Raw genomic sequence first — 16485 nt, 5'->3', positions numbered from 1 at the left:
AACTTATCCGCGGTGGCGGGGAGATGCCGAGCCATCGTTCGTGCATCAACTGGCATCTCGCCTGACCGATCGATTTGAGGTGGTGGTATCAACCTCAATGGCCCCCGGCGCGAAAGCAATTGAAGACATGGATGGCGTCAAGGTTTTTCGCTACCGCTACGCGCCATCGGCATTGCAGACACTGGTGTACGGCGGAGGTCTGGTCGCTAACATCAAGGCAAGACCATGGAAAATGTTACTGCTCCCAAGCTACCTAATTGCCTGGATGTGGCAGGTTTGGGGATTCAGGCGTAGGCATGGCGCTGACATCATCCACGCTCACTGGCTGGTTCCAGGCGCACTGGTTGCAGCACTTACCCACGGCAACGTCCCTTACTGCATTACCGCACATGGCACTGATGTACTGGGCTTGCGAGGCTTCTGCTGGCAGCGTCTAAGACGACTTATCGCGAAAGACGCGAATGCGATAACCGCAGTAGGTGCCCGTGTAAGAGATACCCTTCTGGCCGAAGGAATCCAAAGCGTAAAAATACTGCCGATGGGAGTGGATCTGGCACGCACGTTTCACGCAGACGCACATATTCCCCGGTCCTCAAGAGTCATTTATGTCGGCAGACTCATTGATTCCAAGCGACCAGATCACGCCCTACTCGCATTCTCCAAAGCACTGCAGATAGTCCCGGAACTGACACTCGATGTCGTCGGCGATGGGCCCGCACGGGTAGGATTTGAACGAATAGCCGCCCAGCTCGGGATTCAGTCAAAAATACGTTTCCACGGCCGAAGGGGCTCAACAGAAATCGCAACAATGCTCCGGGCAGCCGCCGCCTTGATTTGCCCGTCAGGAAGTGATGCCGCCCCTGAAGGCCTTGGCTTGGTGGCAATAGAAGCGCTGGGTTGCGGCTGCCCAGTGGCCTCAGCCCCAAACATTGCCCTGCAAGTTGCTCTACCGGCAACAGCACCAATCAATTTTGCCGCAAATGACAGCATCGACGCCCTTTCCATCGCTCTACTGGCCGCCCTGCAGCGCCCCCCCTCCCTCACGCACACCAAGCCTGAGTGGCACAAGCAAATAATGAGAGATTTCGACTGGGAAAACATAGCACACAGGTACGGCGATATCCTCGAAGGCCTCGAAAGATCCAAATAGAAAGTAAGCCTCCATCGAACTCAACCACGCTTCATCAGCGCCCGCCCTTTTACAAGCGACAACCATGAGTACCACCTCAACTCCAGCGGTGTGGCTACCAACGATTCGTACCGGCACAGGCTCTGACACCTTCACCCTGCGTTTGTGCAACGGACTAAACTCCAGAGGAATTCGTACCGAAATTACCTGGTTTCCCTTGCACTCGGAATACTTCCCTATGCTTACAGCTATCGCTCAACCACCAGCATGGGCGAACGTGAGCCATATCAACAGCTGGCTACCCCAACGGTTCTGGCCCAAAGCACTACCAGTCGTCGCAACCGTCCATCATCTAGTACACGACGCAGCATACGACCCTTTCCGCTCTCGTTCGCAAGCCGCCTACCATCGACTTGTTATCCTCCCCAGAGAGCGCCGCGCCATATTGCGTGCCGATGCGGTGACCACCGTCTCAAACTACGTAAAAAAAACGTTGAAGAGTTTCTCCGAACGCGCCGACGTCTCGGTTATAGAAAACTGGATCGAGGAAGAGACTTTCTGCCTCCCTGAACTGGCGCCATCGGCGCACAACCAGCCATTTATCCTCTTCATGGCAGGATGCCACTCCCGGCGCAAAGGCGCCGACCTTCTCCCGACGTTCGCCAAATCCTTGGGCTCCGACTTTCAGATCAGGTGCACGGGATCACCACCGAATTGCCGATCCCTACCGAACCTGTACCCGTTGGGTAGGGTCACCGATCAACAACTGGTCGGCGAGTTCCAGCGTTGCGACGCCGTTGTTTCACTCTCACGCTACGAGGGTTTCGGCTATACCGCTCTGGAGGCGGCGGTTTGCGGCAAGCCATTCCTGGGCTTCAACACCAGCGCCCTAACCGAAGTCGCAATGGCCGGCGCCGGAACGCTTGTGCCAGTTGATGATGTAGCGTCTTTGGCGAACGCAGCCAGAAATCTACGTTCGCAGAGCCCGCCCACACTAGAGCAAATGAAGTGTCGCCGTGAGCAGATTCTACAACGGTTCAATAAGCACAGCCTGGATGCCTACATTGACATCTACGCGCGAGTGATATCGAAATATAACTTCAGTCAATAAAACAGGCAACTCGCCAAGAATCGATGAATTCACGCACGCGCACCGAGGCGCCGCTTAGAAGATGGAATCGCAGGTCATGAAGGTCTATCTCATCTCACTCGCAGAAGATCAGCATCGGCGCGAGCAGATGCGCAAGCGCTTTGCTTGCAGCTATGAGGATTTCGAGCATATAGAAGGAATCCGCCTCACGAACCGGAACGTGCTTTCGCAAATCTATGACATCCGCAATTTCGATGACAATCTCACGACACCTGAATTGGGGTGTGCAATCAGCCATACCAAGGCTCTTGAGGCCTTTCTTGCGTCCGGAGCCCCCTACGCCTTGATTCTGGAGGATGACGCCATTGGAGATGACAGCGATATCGCAGCGATAGCCAACGCGATAAAGCAGCTTCCAAGCGATACTTTCCTACTCTGCGGCGGACAGGAGGGATTGAGAGGCCAAATATACAACTATGGCCGATCCACCCAGATTGCCAGCGTCTATCAAATCCCAAGTATAGCCAAGAAATTCTTTACACGTGCCTGCTGCTACTGCGTCACCAGACCGTCAGCACAGAGAATACTCACGTCGCAACGCAAGTCTCTGCACCTTTCCGACAACTGGGGACGATACTTCCACGCCTGGACCAGTTTCTACTACATCAAACGCATTGCCCACCCACTTGACCTATCCGACAGCAACATCGAAAGGGAACGAGCGCGATCCGCGCCAGCAACCGAACTATCAAGAATATACCAGGATGGAATCGTTACCATTTTGCATCGACTCTTTTCAAAAATTCTACTAAGAACACTACACCGCAAACTTGGATTGACACGAATAGAATAAATGCAAACGCTAAATCACTGTGCGCAGAAATAGAGCCTTCGCTTCTTCTGCCCACTGTCATCTTCGGACGTATCCTGCAGAGTGGTAACCGTTTTAAAGTTCTTCTTCAGGCAATCAAACTGCCCATCCTGCTGCTGGTCACTACCATTGCTTTCGAAAAGCATATAAGGCGCGAACCGTGAACAGAACTCGATCACTTCCCGCCAGTTCTTGATCCACATACATACCGAGAGCAAAAAAACCAAATCGACCTTCGCCTCGGGAAGAAAATCGGCCAGCAGGGACAGCTGCTCCTTCTCCAAGTCAAAGACGAAGAAATCCAAGTTGGTGACACTGCGGTATTGAGCCGCCTTGCTAGCCGCATTCACCATCCGTGGATCATAGTCGACACCAACCCCCCAATTGATGCCGCGCTGTTGTGCCTCGAAAAGCATGCCACCTTGATTGCATCCAATATCGAGCACCGTCATACCGCTCAATGATAATGGCAACAAATCGAGCCGCGCCGCGGGTAGCCGCTGACCAGCTACCACAACATCCCCCAAGGTCAACGTGTGATAACCAGCCGGGTACTGCTGGGCAGAGTATGGGCTCCCCGAAGTCTTGGTATAAGCGAGAAGGTTGAGCAAACGATCAAGCCGCCCAACTGGGCCTTCGCCTGTAACCTTCCGGACAAAGGAGCCGAACTGATCCGCGTTGGGCTTGGCGTAGAGCCGCCCAATCCCGCGCGAAAATAAATTAATCACTCTCTTGATCATCACCTTCATCACCCCCCAAGCACCCAGCTTTCCATCAAAATATCTCTGCAGCGACACAGTCCAGTCATGATAGTTCCCACGGTAGTACAGTTTGGATCGCCCCCACCAGAGGAACAGCCACCCAATCCTCTCGCGCATCTCGATATCATCAAGGCTATCGGAGGCTATATCCAATGTCACCGTAGCAGACTCGTTGAGATTCAAGGCAGTACGTAGATGTAAATCACTGATGACCTCAACCACTGATAGCGGACAATCCAGCCAACGATACAACAACACGTCGTACCCATTGATTCGCGCCTTCCATACCATTCGCCCTTCATTCCTATCCAACCACGTACCAGCCAGGCTGGAAAGTTTGATAGGGCGTTCCATGATGATGTTCAAGGAGCCTGGCCGGGGTTGCGCCGATAGCATGCAATGGATTTGCTCAAGGTATTTGGCGAGGTGGCCGCTTGCCAGACCTCGACCTTCGCAGACGTGCCCTCGGATAAGAACTGCCTCGACAGCCATCACTTAAAAACCCAGCGCCGTGACGCGCACCGAAAGTAGCGCCCGCACCTTGCGCAAAAGCAACAGCCGCCCAAGCACCACACTTATGCATGTAGCAAAAGCAGCCCCACTTGCTCCGAGCGGAGGGATCAGCACAGCGTTAGAGACCACGTTGAGCAGCACAACCCAGGTCATGACCGCCAAGCTAGATTTTTCATTGCCAGTCATCTCCAACATAGTTCCCAATGGCCCCCCGAGCACAAGGACGAACTGCGCGACCACCAACAACCTCAGCACCGGAACCCCGTCCAAGTAAGCGTCGCCATAAAAGAAACGCAGCAGCCAATTGGCGCCAATGAACAGAAACAACGCAAGTGGCAGCGAGCACAACACAACCACCCTCATCATCGAAGTCAGGAATTCCTGCAAACGACTCAATTCCCCGTCACGGTAAAGGCTGGCGATACGGGGCGCCATCACAATGTTCGCCGCCATCAATAACAATGGAACCAGATCAGCCGCCCGCGAAGCAACCGCGTAGACGCCTGCGTCCTCATCATTCGACAGCAACCCAAGCATTATAAGATCCGTGCGGCTGAGCAACATGTACAACGCTCCAAGCCACATGAAGCGTATGGACGTCGCCACTTTCAAAACACGTGAGTCGCCAATATCTACCGGCTCTGTCCCACGCACTGATCTCCGCAACAGGACACTAGTAACCACCAATGATACTGCACAGGCAGCCACACCCAGTAACATCACCTGCCAAACATCAACCACGCTGCCAACCTGCCAAAGCCAACAGACACCAGTCAACATAAATAGAGGCGCGATAAGCAGCAACGCAGCCTGACTGCGAACGACCAAGCCGCTGGCCTGAAGCAGACCCCGTCTGACTTCAGACAAAGCAGTCAGCATCGGTATCACTGCTGCCAGCGCAAGAGCCATTCCACGACGCGCACTATCCTCGCGCCATGCCAGCAACAACATCAGAGCCGCCCCCCCAACGCCGGCAAGCATCACTCCGCGATCCGCCCAGCGCCACAGCCCAAGCACCCATTCAGGCCGAGCGGACGCTTCTCTCACCAGATACTGCGGAAAGCCAAGCGCCACAGCCACTCCAAGCAGTGCGGCTATCGCCATCACATATGAGTAGATGCCGTAATCCGCCACTCCCAAGACCCTTGCCATCACCAGGCTTGCCACAAAAGACAGAAAAATGCTCGCAAGCCTGATCAACGTTGTCGCTAGCACTGAACGTAAAACTGATCCGCGCTCAGGACCCTGGTGCAGCCCTCGCCGCAGCACACCAGCCCCTTCAAACAACTTGACCATCACTCCCTTCAACATACTGGAACCGCTGCCTCCCGGCTGGACTAGCAATCCGCGCAACCCGCGGCTATTGGGCAGACAACACAGACCGCATGAAACACTCGTCAAGACATCCGCTCAGACACAAGCGGCGGGGCTGCGCCCCCCGTCGCCTCACCGACCTTCCGTAGCAAGCGAGTGCATATTAACCGCACGCTGCCGCAAAACATCCTCAAGCTTATCAGCCCAGTCGTCCCGCCCTTGAAGCCTCATCTCCACGATGGTCTCAGCAGCAAGCAGATCGGAAGGTGCAGCCACCTGCATCGCGAGCAGGAAATAGCTGAGAGCCCGATCCGGCTGCCCAGTATGGCCAAGTACGAAATAACCAAGCGCGGTCAACTCTCCACTTCCCAATGGCAACCGCTTCTGAAAGATGTTCAGGGCCTCAAAGAGCCCATCTTCGTCCAAACGCACCCCGGCGCGTACGTTATTGACAATAATCCACAGCGACTGTCGATTTTCCGGCCCCATGCTCACTGAGCGCAAGCGCTCCAAGTAGTTCGACCAGTCCTGCCCTCCAATGTCGCCGCGCGCGCTCTTGAAAACAACCAGATTCGTGAAGCTTGTCAGCGAATAAGGAGCCGCTTCCGCTCCCTTACCGCATGCATCGATCGCATCGTCCAGCCTTGGGTTATCCGTCAGCTTGCCACCACCCATCGCATAGTAGGTCAGGCAGAGGCTATTCCATGCACGCGCCGAATGGGGCGCCAACTCGCTGCTGGCCAACGCCAAACCTAGCCTGCTACCCCAGTCATGGGCACGCATCGCGGTAGCACTAGCCATCAACGCAAGCAGTAAGCCGCAGAGACCCAGCTCAACCGCTGGAGTGATCCGCAGGCGCCGCGCCAAAGCCATCAGCATGTCAGCCATCGCGAGCACGACACCAACTAGGCCGAGGTGGTTCCTGTGCTCGAATGCCAGCTCCAGATTCAAGACATTGCTGGTAACGAAGTGGCTGGCGAAGAAAAGCAGAATACCGAATGCGAACAACGGCCGCCGCAAACGTAACCCCCAAGCTGCACCCAACAGAGCAACAATCAAAAGTACTGATGGCAAGGTTGTCACCGGCTGCAACACCCCCTGTGATGGGACAACCCAGTCGTAGTAGAACGGCATGCTGGCCGGCAGCGGAACTACAATCTGCCCGAGGTGCATCACCAGGATGCGCGCCTGGGTCAACAAACGCTCGTAGCTGGAAAAGTCCCGCCCCGGGTAGTTACCCCATTCCCAATAGTGCGGCACGACTACAAGCGCATAGAAAAGCAACCCCGCTGCGGCCGCCATCAGGTAACAGTTCCGCAGTCGACGTGAAAAAACAGGGCTGGCCGACCGGAACTGCATCACCGTCAGCTCCATCAGCAAGCAATAGACGGGCAAAAGAACCGCATCTTCCTTGCACCCCAGTGCCAACAGCCACAGCATAAAGCTGACCAGAAAACTCCGGCGCCCTGATTCCCCTTGTACTTGTGCCAACCTGCCGCGCAGATAACACCACATCGCTAGCACCAGAAACAGTGTTGCGAGCGTCTGCATACGCTGCACCACATACAACACGGACGACACTTGGAGTGGATGAACAGCCCATGCCAGGGCAACCAGCAATGCAACAAGCCTGGCAACACTGTCGTGCGCTCCCGCCGCCAGCAAGAGCAGGTGCAGGAACAAGGCCAATCCACAAACCGTCACCACATGAATGATGATGTTGGTGGCCTTGAACGCCCCGGGCTCACCGCCGCCGCGCCAGTAATCCAATGCAAATGTAAGCGTCGGCATAATCCGGCTTAGACCACCGGGCTGCGGACTGAGAATCACGCCTTGAATTGCAGGGATACTCAGCTCCTGAAGATGCACCCCAGGGTTGTCGACGATGTTGGAACCATCATCTAGGATGAAACTGCCACTTAATCCCGGCACGAACAGCAGCCCCGCCAGCAAACCGCAGATCAAGCCCAGGAGAATGAAACGGCGCGGGGTCATGGTGTTGAAAAAGCGCACAGGCAGCCTGAACCCGCAGATAAGGATTGGACAGCGTACACCGATAGCCACCCGCATGCCGGACCAATGCTCTTTGAAAGCAATTGCAACTCAACGCCCGAAGCCAGCGGCTCCGGACGAATCACCCAATCGAACACATTGGCAACTAGCGAATGATCTCGCAGTTGGCCGTCTGCATATCACAACGGGTCTGCCGGCTGCCAGGACCTTTCGGGGTGCCAATGATCGGCGTAGTCATGTTGGTGGCAGTATCAGCAGCAGAGCAGGCACTTTGCGGCGGCGCGCTGGGAGGTAGCTCGTTGTATAGCGCCGCCAGCGCAAAGTTTGCATAATTCTTCATTTCCATCTGGCACGCACCCTCGGCCGACTTGATCCGATACTGGTTGTATGCCGGCAACGCGATTGCAGCCAAGATCGCGATGATCGCCACGACGATCATCAGCTCGATCAAGGTGAAACCTTTCACGGATCTAGACATAGCCTCTTCCCCCAAAAAGACGCATTGAAACCCCAGTCAACAAGTAACCTGACAGCCGCGATTGTGATGATGTCGCATCAACCACCATGACAAGCTCACAGCAAGCAGATTGCCGTGCTTCTGGCACAAAATCGCAAGGTTCACCAAGCTTGGCAACTCTTCAAAAAAAACCCCTCCTTTACGGAGGGGTCTCTCGGCATCACTGCAAGCGCAGACAATTACGGCGCAGCAGCACCCGGCTTGCCGCAGGTAGCGGTGTCAGCCATACAGATGGTCGAAGCCTTGCCCGGAGCCTTCGGCACAAAGGTGATCGGAGAAGCATTGCTGACATCGGCGGCGGTCAGAGCAGCGGACGGCGAACTGCAAGCCTTGACCTTCGGAGCCTCAACGGTCATGTCGGACTGGGCAGCAGCAACGGCCGAGTTCATGTAGGCCTTGGCTTCTGCCTGGCAGGCGCCGTCAGCCGACTTCACGCGATAGTTATTGTAAGCCGGCAGCGCGATGGCGGCCAGAATGGCAATGATCGCAACCACGATCATCAATTCGATCAGGGTAAAGCCCTGTTGCTTCTTCATGAGTACATCCCCTAGAGGTTTGGATTGTGAACATGGTTGCAGACAGATGCCTGCTCGCATGGGGTTACAAAGCAGATTGCGTGCCAACCTTCCAACAGCCCCCTGCTCCCCATGGACAATGATGGCAGCATCGCCGAAGAAAGGAAGCCCCGCGACCGCGATTCAGGAACGGCACCACAAGGTGACCCGCTGCGTCACTTTGTGACGCAATTGCACAACCCTACCTGCCAAACCGGGTCCCGGCCCTTCGCTCGAAGTGGCCGTGCCGCAGCAGACCCAGGAAAAGGAGCACCACTTCATATCCACGGAGGGAACAATCGCCCTCCGGGATACCAGTCGATGCCAGCTCAACATTTGGCGGCGGACTGCAATGTGCCCCCCCCCAAAAAAAGCTTGCCCCAGACTGTGCCTACAGCCGTTTGACGAGCTACCATGCCGATGTTGTCTGGCCTGGGGATGGCCGGACGGGGAGAAAAAATGGCCGTTACCCGCAACGCGATCAATAAAGAGCCGGCTGGACGTAACACCAGCCAGATGTTGCCGTTCGTCTGGGAGGGAACAGACAAGCGCGGCGTGAAGATGAAGGGCGAACAGGACGCCAAGAACGCGAACCTGCTTAAGGCCGAGCTGCGTCGTCTGGGCATCACCCCAACCGTGGTCAAACCCAAGCCCAAGCCGCTGTTCGGGGCCGCCGGAAAACCCGTCAAGGCGAAGGACATTGCGTTCTTCAGTCGCCAGATGGCGACGATGATGAAGTCCGGCGTACCCATTGTCAGCGCATTGGAGATCATCGGCAGCGGCCACAAAAACCCGCGGATGGCCAAACTGGTTGGCACGATCCGGGCTGACCTGGAGGGCGGCTCGTCCCTGTACGAAGCCATCAGCAAGCACCCGGTGCAGTTTGATGAGCTGTATCGCAACCTGGTGCGCGCTGGCGAAGGGGCCGGCGTACTGGAAACCGTGCTGGAGACGATCGCCAACTACCAGGAGAACCTGGAGACGCTGAAAGGCAAGATCAAGAAGGCGTTGTTCTACCCCGCCATGGTGATCGCTGTAGCCCTTCTGGTCAGCTCCGTTCTGTTGTTGTGGGTTGTCCCCCAGTTCGAGGACATCTTCAAGAGCTTCGGCACCGACCTCCCCGTATTCACCCAGATGATCGTCGCGGCGTCCCGCTTCATGGTGAAGTGGTGGTGGGCGCTATTGCTGCTTGTGATCATTGTTGTTGGCGGAACGACCTTCCTTTACAAGCGCTCACCCAAGATGCAGCACACGCTTGATCGCTTGATCCTCAAGGTGCCGGTGATCGGCCAGATCATGCATAACAGCTCCATCGCCCGTTTTGCCCGCACGACTGCCGTTACCTTCAAGGCTGGCGTACCGCTGGTGGAAGCACTGGGCATTGTTGCTGGCGCCACCGGCAACAAAACATATGAAATCGCCGTCCTGCGAATGCGTGACGATGTATCGGTCGGCTACCCGGTCAACATGGCGATGAAGCAGGTAAACCTGTTCCCGCACATGGTGGTGCAGATGACAGCCATCGGCGAAGAAGCCGGCGCCCTGGACACGATGCTGTTCAAGGTGGCCGAGTACTTCGAGCAGGAGGTCAACAACTCGGTGGACGCCCTGAGCAGCCTGCTGGAGCCTTTGATCATGGTGTTCATCGGCGTGGTCGTTGGTGGCATGGTCGTCGGCATGTACCTGCCAATCTTCAAGCTCGCATCTGTTGTTGGATAATTAGCAAATGGCATTTCTCGACCAGCATCCCGGCCTCGGCTACCCCGCCGCGGCCGGACTGGGACTGCTGATCGGCAGCTTCCTCAATGTGGTGATCCTGCGCTTGCCCAAGCGCATGGAGTGGCAGTGGAAGCGCGATGCGCGCGAAATCCTCGAGCAACCCGATATCTATGAGCCGCCACCGCCCGGCATCGTGGTCGAGCCTTCGCACTGCCCGCACTGCAAGCACAAGCTCAGCTGGTACGAGAACATCCCGCTGTTCAGCTGGCTGATCCAACGCGGCAAGTGTCGCCATTGCCAAGCACCCATCTCCATCCAGTACCCGATCGTGGAGCTGGTCACCGCGTTAATGGTGCTGGCCAGTGTCTGGCAGTTCGGCTTCGGCTGGCAGGGCTTTGGCGCGATCGTTCTGAGCTGCTTCCTGGTAACGCTATCCGGCATCGACCTGCGCACGCAGCTGCTACCCGACCAGCTCACCATTCCATTGATGTGGCTGGGCCTGATCGGCAGCATGGACAACCTCTACATGCCCACCAAGCCCGCACTGATAGGCGCCGCGCTTGGCTACCTGTCGTTGTGGACAGTCTGGTGGCTGTACAAGCAGATTACCGGCAAGGAAGGCATGGGCCATGGCGACTTCAAGTTGCTTGCAGCGCTGGGGGCCTGGTGTGGCCTCAAGGGCATCCTGCCGATCATCCTGCTGTCGTCGCTGGTCGGCGCCATCATCGGCTCGATCTGGCTGTACACGCGCGGTCGCGACCGCGCCACGCCTATCCCGTTCGGCCCCTATCTGGCCATCGCTGGCTGGCTGGTCTTCATGTGGGGCGACCAGATGATCGGCGGATACATGCGCCTGGCTGGGCTACAGCAATAAGCAGGCACAAGCGACAATGGCCCCCTCAAGGGCCATTGTCGTTTTGGAGTCATTGCATGAGCAGCTTCATCGTTGGACTGACCGGCGGCATCGCTTCGGGCAAGAGTGAAGTCAGCCGGCGTTTCGAGGCCCTGGGCATTACCGTGGCAGATGCGGATATCGCAGCGCGAGAGGTTGTTGCAGTTGGCAGCCCAGGTCTTGCGGCGATTGGCGAGCTGTTTGGTAGCGAGGTCCTGCAGGCCGATGGCAGCCTGGACCGGGCTTACCTACGTCAACGCGTGTTCGCCAACCCCGACGAACGCCGCGCGCTTGAAGCCATCACCCACCCCGCCATCCGCGCCCGTGTACGCGGCATCTGCGAAGCAGCCGCCAGCCCCTATGCGATTGCGGCCATTCCACTGCTCACTGAAGCCGGCGGGCGGGCGACCTACCCTTGGCTGCAACGTGTTCTGGTAGTGGACGCACCTGAAGAAGTACAGCACGCGCGCCTGCTTAGTCGCGACAACATCGATGCCGCACTGGCCGAGCGCATGATCCAGGCCCAGGCCAGCCGCGCGCAGCGCTTGGCCCTGGCTGATGATGTGATCGTCAACGATGGACATCCGGATGCGCTCCAGGCACATATCGAAGCACTGGATGCACACTATCGGCAGCTTGCCACGGCAGGGTGATGACTCAAACCAACTGAGGAGCGAGCCACCGCTCTGCGTAGCTGATGCTGTTCACTTCGGCGCCACCACGTTGCCAGCATCCAGAGCAGTCGATGCAGCGGCCCACTGTCTGCATGTGGGAGCGGCGTAAGCCGCGAAACTGGCGTTACCAACACACCATCGTCTGATGATGTGTTTGCTTCGCGGCTTACGCCGCTCCCACAAAACGCCAATACCAGCGGCCTGACATCGGCTTCCGGGTGACTCAAATGCTGAAGTGAGCAGCATTGCAACACCGCAAGGCCATTCGAGTAGCAGCGAACCAGCGGTTCGCCGCCCCGTTAGCTGAAGATGGGCCGACATCTCCGCGATCCCACTGATCAGGCTTGCTCTGGCGAGAATGTCAGCGTCGCAATCACACCGCGCTCCGTGCCCGGACGGATATCCACCTGCCAGCCGTAGAGCGCGCAAAGTCGGCTGACAATGGAAAGACCGATACCGCCGCCCTGCGAATGCCCTGCATGGGTCCCGCGATAGCCGCGCTGGAACAGGCTGGCAGCATCTTTCTCGCTCAAGCCCGGGCCGTTGTCGATCACTTCCACGGCATTGCTACCCACCCGCACCAGCACCCGGCCTTCCTGCGAGTACTTGACGGCATTGCCGATCAGGTTACCCAACGCCACCGACAGCGCCGACTCCGGCGCGTCGATCACCAGCTCGCGTGATCCTTCCAGCGCCAGCTCCAGCGGCTTGCCACCAAGCTGGGCACGGTGTGACTCCAGCAACTGCTCGGCAACCCGGGCGACGTTGCTGCTGCCTTGTGCACGTTCATTGCGCGACAACAGCAGCAGCGAGCCAATCAGATCGCTGCATTGCTGCTCTGCACGCTGGATACGCTGCAGGCGCTGCAGCACTTTGTCATCCAGATTGGGGCGCGCCAACAGCAGTTCGGTAGCCCCGCGGATGACCGCCAGCGGTGTGCGCAGTTCATGGCTGACGTCAGCATTGAACTCGCGATCGCGCTGGACCACCTCGGTCAGGCGTGCAGAATAATCATCAAGCGCCTCGGCCAGCTGCCCCACCTCATCATCGGGAAAGCGTGGTGCGAGCGGCTCGGGGTGCGTGTTGCCACCACGATAGGCGCGCAGGCGCGCCGCCAGGTCGGACACCGGCCGCATCACCCGCGAAGCAGACCACCATCCCAACACCCAGGAAAGCAGACTGAACACAACTACCGAGAAGAACAACGCGCGCTTGAGCTGCTGCTCGCCACGGATGCTCTCTGTCATGTCGTAAGCAAGGAAGAACCACGCATCATCCGCCTTGCGAACCGCTAATTTGTAGGCAAACGGCACACCTGTCTCGTCAATACCGCTTACGTTGTGGTTGCCGTTTGGCAGCGCCGCCCATTCCGGACGCTCCTCGCGCACCCGCTCGAATTTATCCTTGGGATAGAAGAACCCGCGGATCTGCTGCACGGGAAAATCAGGATTGCGGGTCGGGTCGACGTAGTAACGACGTGCATACTCATCGATGTTGCGATTCATCACCTCTTCGACGAGCTGGTTCTCCACGCGCATCCGCGCCCAGTTCGTGGCAAACGCAAAAAGTGCCGTCAGGCAAAAGCCCAACAGCACAAACGAGACGATGATGCGGCTGCGCAGGCGGCGACGGTACCGCCCCCGCTTGCGAACAGGCTCAGGTAATGCTGATTCAGGCATCGGGTGCGGAGATACGATAACCAATGCCGTGACGGGTCTGGATCATCGGCACTTCAAACGGCTTGTCGACCACCGCACGCAGGCCATGGATGTGCACGCGCAACGAATCCGAGTCCGGCAGCTCTTCGCCCCAGACGCGGGTCTCCAGCTCCTGCCGGGTAACAACCGCAGGGGACGCCTCCATCAGCGCCTGCAGGATCTTCAACGCAGTCGGGTTGAGCTGCAGTAGCTTGCCCTGTCGGCGGACTTCCAGGGTATCCAGGTTGTATTCCAGATCCCCAACTTCCAGCACGCGGGTATGCGCGCCCTTGCCGCGGCGCGACAATGCGTTGAGCCGCACCTCGACTTCCTGCAATGCGAACGGTTTGATCAGGTAGTCATCGGCGCCGGAATCAAAACCGGCCAGCTTGTTGTCCAGCGAGTCACGCGCAGTAAGCATCAGTACCGGCGTCTGCTTGCGCGCATCGTTGCGCAGCTTGCGGCAGACTTCGATGCCGTCCATACCCGGCAGGTTGAGATCCAGCACGATCGCATCGAACTCGTGCACCACGGCCAGATGCAGGCCAGTCACGCCATCGGCGGCGAAATCGACCGTATGGCCACGGTCCTCAAGGTAGTCGCCAAGATTGGCGGCAATGTCGCTGTTGTCTTCGATTACAAGAATGCGCACGTGTGCGATTACCTTCGATTTGTAGGAATAGCAGGCATTGGATGCCTGTGTATGCCAAGAATTACAACATAGGTCGCGTTAACGCCCCACGACCCCGTTGCCCGAACATACACCCATAGCAACCGGTCAGTTACCCAGAGTAGCGTTTCGCCCACCACCCGTCGTCTGCCACTGGAGCGTGTTCTGGCGATTGCGTTCGCGCTGGGCAGCCGTGAGGCACTGTCGTACAGGCATGTTCGAACCCATGGGCTTCTCACGTGTACAGATCAAGCGGCTGTCACTGCGCGCCTTGTCCAGAACCGCATTGACCATTTCCTGATCCTTGAGCGCTGACTCCTTGTGTTCCGGCGGCAGTGCATCGACGGTGCCCTCACCCACCACGGCGGAGACACGGTCCAGTGCGGCCAGCACCTTGTCGCGGTCGGCCGCGGCAATCTCTGAATACACCTCGCCAGCAGAGAGATCCGAGCGCACGTTGGCCTGCTGCACCTGGAAAGGCACGTCTGGCCTCAAGCTCTGGTCCGGCTTGGCTGCAAGCGCGGCAACAGGAACCAGGATAAGGCCAACCAATATCAGCTTCCGCACCATTACCGCCTCCATGTGATCTTTCGCACTCTAACCCCAGCCCTCCAAGTCAACAATACTCACGCAAAAACAAGGCCCCGACGGAAACCGCCAGGGCCTTAAAAATTCCCGATCACCGGACCCACTGAGGAGGGCTGGGTACAGTGGAAACAGGCTAGGACCAGCCGGATTAAAGGCTTGTTAAAACCATGCAAAGAAATCGCATCCCGGCTTCAGCGCTTGAGGCTGGTCACGTACTCGATCATGCGCCCGGCGATATCGTCCCCCGAGACTCCCTCAATGCCCTCCAGTCCCGGGGTCGAATTGACCTCCAGCACCAGGGGCCCGCGCTTGGAACGGATCAGGTCGACGCCGGCAATGCCCAGCCCCAGTGCCTTGGCCGAACGAATCGCCACCTGCTGCTCGGCCTTGCTGCAGACCACCCGCTCGGCGACGCCGCCGGCATGAAGGTTGGAGCGGAAGTCCCCTTCCTGTGCCTGGCGGCGCATGGTCGCCACCACCTGGTCGCCCACCACCAGGCAACGCAGGTCCGCGCCCTGGGCCTCGGCGATGAATTCCTGCACCAGGAAGTTGGCGTACAGCCCTCGCAAGGCCTCGACGGTGCCCTTGGAGGCACTGAGCTTCTCGGTGAGGATCACCCCCCTGCCCTGCGTGCCTTCGCTGAGCTTCACCACATGCGGCGGCGGCCCCAGCATCGACAGCAGGTCATCGGTATCGTCCGGGTTGTCACCGAACACCGTCACCGGCATGTCGATGCCCTTGGCCGCCAGCAGCTGGTGCGCGCGCAGCTTGTCGCGCGCGCGCAGGATCGCATCGGACGGATTGGGGGTGCGCGCGCCCATCATCTCGAACTGGCGCAGCACCGCCGTGCCGTAGCGGGTGATGGAGGAACCGATGCGCGGGATCACCGCGTCTATCCCGGTCAGGGCCTTGCCCTTGTAGTGCATGCCGAAGCCGCTGGAGGTGATGCGCATATAACAGCGCAGCGGATCGAGAATGCGCACGGTATGGCCGCGGCTGCGTGCAGCTTCGACCAGACGACGGGTCGAGTACAGCTTGGTGTTACGGGAAAGAATGGCCAGTTTCATCGCGGCGGGAGTGGTCGGTAGGCGCGCAGCATATCGCGGCGTAACCGGTCCCGGATGATCTTGATCGCGCCGTTGGAAGGGCCTTCATCGACAGGCTACGCGAGACCCGCCACCGTGCCACACGCATTCCCGAAAAACCGCCAGGAATGGAGCGGGCGAAGGGAATCGAACCCTCGTCAGTAGCTTGGGAAGCTACAGCTCTACCATTGAGCTACGCCCGCTTTGGCGAGGCTGAAGTCTATGCGCCACGCTGGGACAAAGCAATGTCCACGACTGCGCGTTTCCGGCTCAAGAAAGCCTTCTCCGGCGCTTCTGCATGCGGACCAATGCCGATTACAAGGCCGTAGCCCGGGTAAGCGCAGCGCACCCGGGAACTCGATCAACGCGACAACAACCCCGGGTGCGCTGCGCTTACC

At 58.1% G+C, this 16485-nt stretch carries 13 protein-coding genes, 1 tRNA gene and 2 pseudogenes; 6 read left to right on the top strand and 10 right to left on the bottom strand.

All coding sequences use genetic code 11. The features are described 5' to 3' along the window. Window positions 1–40: 40 nt before the first annotated feature. From QMX78_RS05195 to QMX78_RS05185, 3 genes are all read left to right on the top strand, one after another. Complete coding sequence (locus QMX78_RS05195) at window positions 41–1150, top strand: glycosyltransferase (RefSeq protein ID WP_282267237.1); 1110 nt, start codon at window positions 41–43, stop codon at window positions 1148–1150. A gap of 64 nt (window positions 1151–1214) precedes the next feature. Beyond that, window positions 1215–2240: a glycosyltransferase family 4 protein gene (locus tag QMX78_RS05190; RefSeq protein WP_282267235.1), complete on the top strand. Its 1026-nt coding sequence runs from the start codon at window positions 1215–1217 to the stop codon at window positions 2238–2240. A gap of 76 nt (window positions 2241–2316) precedes the next feature. Beyond that, the gene (locus QMX78_RS05185) at window positions 2317–3072 is read left to right on the top strand and encodes a glycosyltransferase family 25 protein (RefSeq protein ID WP_282267233.1); all 756 of its coding nucleotides are present in this window, start codon (window positions 2317–2319) and stop codon (window positions 3070–3072) included. 14 nt (window positions 3073–3086) lie between these two features. On the opposite strand, the gene QMX78_RS05180 is transcribed toward QMX78_RS05185, so the two are convergent. From QMX78_RS05180 to QMX78_RS05160, 5 genes and pseudogenes are all read right to left on the bottom strand, one after another. After that, window positions 3087–4205, bottom strand: a complete 1119-nt coding sequence (locus QMX78_RS05180) for a class I SAM-dependent methyltransferase (protein ID WP_282267231.1) — start codon at window positions 4203–4205, stop codon at window positions 3087–3089. A 141-nt stretch (window positions 4206–4346) separates the two neighbouring features. Continuing rightward, window positions 4347–5660 carry a flippase gene (locus QMX78_RS05175; RefSeq protein WP_282267229.1) on the bottom strand — a complete coding sequence of 438 codons (1314 nt, stop codon included), beginning with the start codon at window positions 5658–5660 and terminating at the stop codon, window positions 4347–4349. Window positions 5661–5810: 150 nt separating this feature from the next. Next, a complete protein-coding gene (locus tag QMX78_RS05170; protein WP_282267227.1) occupies window positions 5811–7673 on the bottom strand; it encodes a hypothetical protein in 1863 nt (620 codons plus the stop codon). Between the two features lie 403 nt (window positions 7674–8076). Next, window positions 8077–8169, bottom strand: a pseudogene (locus QMX78_RS05165) (prepilin-type N-terminal cleavage/methylation domain-containing protein); the annotation flags it as partial. 485 nt (window positions 8170–8654) lie between these two features. Next, window positions 8655–8744 (bottom strand): annotated as a pseudogene (locus QMX78_RS05160) (prepilin-type N-terminal cleavage/methylation domain-containing protein); the annotation flags it as partial. A 477-nt stretch (window positions 8745–9221) separates the two neighbouring features. Here QMX78_RS05160 and QMX78_RS05155 point away from each other — a divergent pair. The 3 genes from QMX78_RS05155 to coaE are packed head-to-tail and all read left to right on the top strand — an operon-like array spanning window position 9222 to window position 12026. Further along, window positions 9222–10481, top strand: coding sequence for a type II secretion system F family protein (locus tag QMX78_RS05155; RefSeq protein WP_282267226.1), 1260 nt, complete (start codon window positions 9222–9224; stop codon window positions 10479–10481). 7 nt (window positions 10482–10488) lie between these two features. Beyond that, entirely contained in the window at window positions 10489–11355 is an 867-nt protein-coding gene (locus tag QMX78_RS05150; protein WP_282267225.1) for an A24 family peptidase, read from the top strand. Window positions 11356–11411: 56 nt separating this feature from the next. Then, window positions 11412–12026 carry a dephospho-CoA kinase gene (coaE, locus tag QMX78_RS05145; protein ID WP_282267224.1) on the top strand — a complete coding sequence of 205 codons (615 nt, stop codon included), beginning with the start codon at window positions 11412–11414 and terminating at the stop codon, window positions 12024–12026. Between the two features lie 359 nt (window positions 12027–12385). Here the strand turns inward: coaE and QMX78_RS05140 are convergent, their stop codons facing one another. The 5 genes from QMX78_RS05140 to QMX78_RS05120 all read right to left on the bottom strand — a co-directional run bounded on the left by QMX78_RS05140 (window position 12386) and on the right by QMX78_RS05120 (window position 16290). Further along, the gene (locus QMX78_RS05140; RefSeq protein ID WP_282267223.1) at window positions 12386–13726 is read right to left on the bottom strand and encodes a HAMP domain-containing sensor histidine kinase; all 1341 of its coding nucleotides are present in this window, start codon (window positions 13724–13726) and stop codon (window positions 12386–12388) included. Beyond that, a complete protein-coding gene (locus QMX78_RS05135) occupies window positions 13719–14396 on the bottom strand; it encodes a response regulator transcription factor (RefSeq protein WP_057629745.1) in 678 nt (225 codons plus the stop codon). The genes QMX78_RS05140 and QMX78_RS05135 overlap by 8 nt, the downstream gene beginning before the upstream one ends. A 126-nt stretch (window positions 14397–14522) precedes the next feature. After that, the gene (locus QMX78_RS05130; RefSeq protein ID WP_282267218.1) at window positions 14523–14984 is read right to left on the bottom strand and encodes a hypothetical protein; all 462 of its coding nucleotides are present in this window, start codon (window positions 14982–14984) and stop codon (window positions 14523–14525) included. A 209-nt stretch (window positions 14985–15193) separates the two neighbouring features. Beyond that, on the bottom strand, window positions 15194–16069 hold the full coding sequence (gene rimK / locus QMX78_RS05125; RefSeq protein ID WP_282267216.1) for a 30S ribosomal protein S6--L-glutamate ligase: 876 nt from the start codon (window positions 16067–16069) through the stop codon (window positions 15194–15196). 147 nt (window positions 16070–16216) lie between these two features. Then, window positions 16217–16290 (bottom strand) — tRNA-Gly (locus tag QMX78_RS05120). Window positions 16291–16485 lie beyond the last annotated feature (195 nt).

Source organism: Stenotrophomonas sp. PS02298, from assembly GCF_029959445.1.
Classification (GTDB): Bacteria; Pseudomonadota; Gammaproteobacteria; order Xanthomonadales; family Xanthomonadaceae; genus Stenotrophomonas.
This window is presented reverse-complemented; position numbering and strand designations above follow the sequence as displayed.